Origin of the sequence: Streptomyces sp. NPDC059957 (assembly GCF_042730015.1) — a bacterium.
In the GTDB taxonomy this organism is placed as follows: Bacteria; Actinomycetota; Actinomycetes; order Streptomycetales; family Streptomycetaceae; genus Streptomyces.
In genome coordinates this window covers 1-3,054 of record NZ_JBHWMB010000170.1, presented here as the reverse complement: position 1 = coordinate 3,054, position 3,054 = coordinate 1, and the positions used below count along the sequence as shown (strand labels likewise).

The 3,054-nt window shown below is 78.1% G+C and carries 1 protein-coding gene; it reads right to left on the bottom strand.

The annotated features are described in order from the left end of the window. Positions 1-2,748, bottom strand: a 2,748-nt coding sequence (locus ACFWBW_RS41665; RefSeq protein WP_385385121.1) for an AAA family ATPase, incomplete at its 3' end; no start/stop codon positions are given. Between the last annotated feature and the right edge of the window lie 306 nt (positions 2,749-3,054).

Below are 3,054 nucleotides of genomic sequence, written 5' to 3'. Positions count from 1 at the left end.
GACCGAGATGAACATGTGCTGGGCCGCCTGCTGGTTGGTGGCCCCCTGGCAGATGAGGTCCGCCAGGCGCGACTCGGACTCGGTCAGCCTGCTCGCGCCCGGGGCCGGCCCCGGGGTCTGGCCGGTGGCCGGAGCCGGTCCGCCCGCCCGGTCGAGCAGCTCCCGGGTGAGCTCCTGCCAGGGGCGGGCGCCGGTGTCGTCGAAGACGGCGCGGGCCGCCTCCCAGGCCGCGCGGGCGGCCGCCTGGCGCCTGCGGGCCCGTTCGACCCGGCCCAGGGCGAGGAGCGTACGGGCCTGCTCCAGCGGCAGCCCCAGCCCTTCGAAGGCGACCGCCGTGCGGTGGAGCAGGACGCTCGCCTCCTCCACGGCGCCGCCGCGGGCCAGCAGGATCCCGTGCGCGCGGTCCAGCGCCGCCCCCGGTCCCGAGTCGGCTCCGGCCCTGCCCAGGGCGGGCCGTGCGCGCTCCAGCAGTGCGCGGGCCAGATCGATCCGGCCCGCGCAGGTGAAGGCCTCCACGGCGTCCGGCTGCCAGCGGAACATGCCGGGGTCGGCGAGAGGCACGTGCCGCTCGGCCTCGGCGACGGCCGTGAGCGAGACCACCGCGTCGGCCACGTCCCCGGTGTGCAGCTGGACCGCGCCCATGACCCAGAGGTTGCGCGACACGTACAGCCCGTCGCCCTCCTCCTGCGAGGCACGGGCCCCGCAGGAGGCGGTGCGCAGGGCGGCCGCGAAGGATCCGGCGGCGCTCTGCGTCAGCGCCGCGGTGTACCAGGCGGGGCCCATGGACAGCCCCGCCCCGGTGGACAGCCGTACGGCCTGATCGGCCCAGGCGAGCGCCGGGGCGCACGCGCCGAGGCGGGTGTCGACCTCGGCGAGGCTGCGCCAGATGTCGACCAGGTCCTCGGAGTCGCCCTCGTGCTCGGCGAGCGCGAGGAGCTCCAGGAGCCGATCGCGCGCCTCGGCCAGCCGGTCGTCGAAGACGGCGTGCCGGGCGGCGAGGTACTGGGCGCTGTTGCGGATGCCGGAGTGCTGGGCCGGGATCCCCAGGGCGAGGGCCTCGGCGAGGGTGCCCGGCGCGTCGGCGGTGCCCAGGACCCGTTCCATCCGGGCGCGCATGGTCAGGGCGGCGGCCTGCAGGGGGCGGTGGCCGCCGGCGGCGGCGAGCTCCGCGGCCCGGCCGGCGGCGCGCAGGGCCCGCTCGGGGGCCGAGTGCGCGACGTTGGCGGCGATCGCCGCGCGGAGCTCGACGGCGGCGAGGAGCTCGGGGTGGCCCGTCGCCAGTTCCCGGCAGCGCGCGAGCAGCGGCTCCAGATCGGAGATGGCCTGGCCGTGGGCGTCGACGACGGCGAGCAGTGCGGCGACCTGGTCGGTGGGCTCGGCCCTGCTCGCGGCCAGTGCGTCGGCCGCCTGCCGGGCGATGTCGACGGAGCCGGCGCAGGCCGCCTCTTGGGCGGCGCACGAGAGCCTGCGGATCCGCGTGGCGGACCGGGCCGGCGGAGTGATCTCGGCGGCGAGGAGGAACAGCTCGGCGGCCAGGGCCCGTTCGCCGGCCTCGCGGGCGGTGGCCGCCGCGGTCTCGGTGTCCTCGGCCAGTCCCTGGTCGGGCAGGTCCGCGGCCAGGGCCCGGTGGCGCACCTCGTGCACGGGGTCTCCGACGGCCCGCGCGAGCGTCAGGTGGGCGGCCGCCCGCAGGGGCCTGGCCCCGGAGCGGGCGGCGGCCCGGGCCAGGGCCGCCGCCGTGAAGTGGACGGCGCTCGCCGGGTCCACGCTCAACACCCCGGCGGCCTGTGCCTGGGCCAGGTGTTCCTCGGCGTCGGAGCGGCCCGCCCGCAGGAGCAGCGGCAGCGAGGGCCGGCTCGTCAGGGCGGCGAGCATCAGGGTGTGCCGGGCGGGTTCGCCGAGCGTGGCGTGCAGCCAGGCTCCGGCCGCGTCGACCGTCTGCTCGGTCATCGCGGGCCGATGCCTCTGCGAGGCGGGCAGCCGCGCAAGTGCCGTACAGGACACGGAGGTCAGCAGGGGGTGGCCGCCGCAGTGGCTCTGCAGGGGGCCGGCCCAGCGCGTGGGCAGGCCGTGTGCGTCGAGCAGGGTGGCCGTCTCCTCGGCGTCGAGGGGGTCCACGTCGACCTGGGCGGGGTGCCCGCCGAGCAGCCGGGCGGCGGACTGCGCCCGGCCGTGCACGCGTTCGGTGACGATCGCGGTGAGCCCGGGCGGGGCGAGGGTGCGCAGGGCGTAGCCGAGGACGTCGGCGCTGGCCGGGTCGAGCCACTGGGCCCCGTCCACGGCCAGGATCCAGCGGCCCGACGCGAGCAGCGCGGTCACCGCGAGGCGGGCGGGCAACTGCTCCGAGGCGGCGAGCGGTTCGTCCGCGCCGCGGTGCAGGATCCGGTCGACCACCTCGCTCTGTCTGCCGGAGAGCACCGCGAGCCGGGCCGGACCGCAGTGGGACAGCATCTGGGCGAGCGCGCCGAAGACGTGGTCCCGGTCCCCCTCGACGGTCGTGACACGCAGCACCGTCCGCGTCCGCACGGAGCCGGAGCCGGAGCCGGAGGGCAGGGTGCGCAGTACGTCCTCCAGGACGGTGGTCTTGCCCGCGCCCCAGGGGCCGGCGAGCGCCACCCGCCCGGCGCGCTCCAGCACTCCGGCCGCGTGGGCGGCCGCGCCCGACACCGCGCGCCGGGCTCCCGCGACCGGCGCGGGGTGGGCGGGGTGGATGGCGGTGGGGTTCCCCGAGTCAGTGTCTGGCGTCACGAGGAGGCACCGTAGGCGGCGTCGGTTCCCGTGACAACGCCGGGTTCCTCCGGGCCGGGGGATCAAGGGTTTCCCCTGATGCCAACGGGTGGCGCTCCCGGCGATGGTGGTGCGACGGCGGGCCGTCCGCGCTCCGGGTGCGGGGTGGCAGACCCGGAGCACCACCGCCCTCCACGGGAGGAGCGGGGGCGTGTGGTCCGGACGGCCCGCCGTACCGCGTGTTGGGGCCGGCGCGGCGGGGCCGACACGTCGTACGTGCGCGGGTGGGGGCCAACGCCCGCGCCGCGCGTGGGAGCGCCGCCTGGT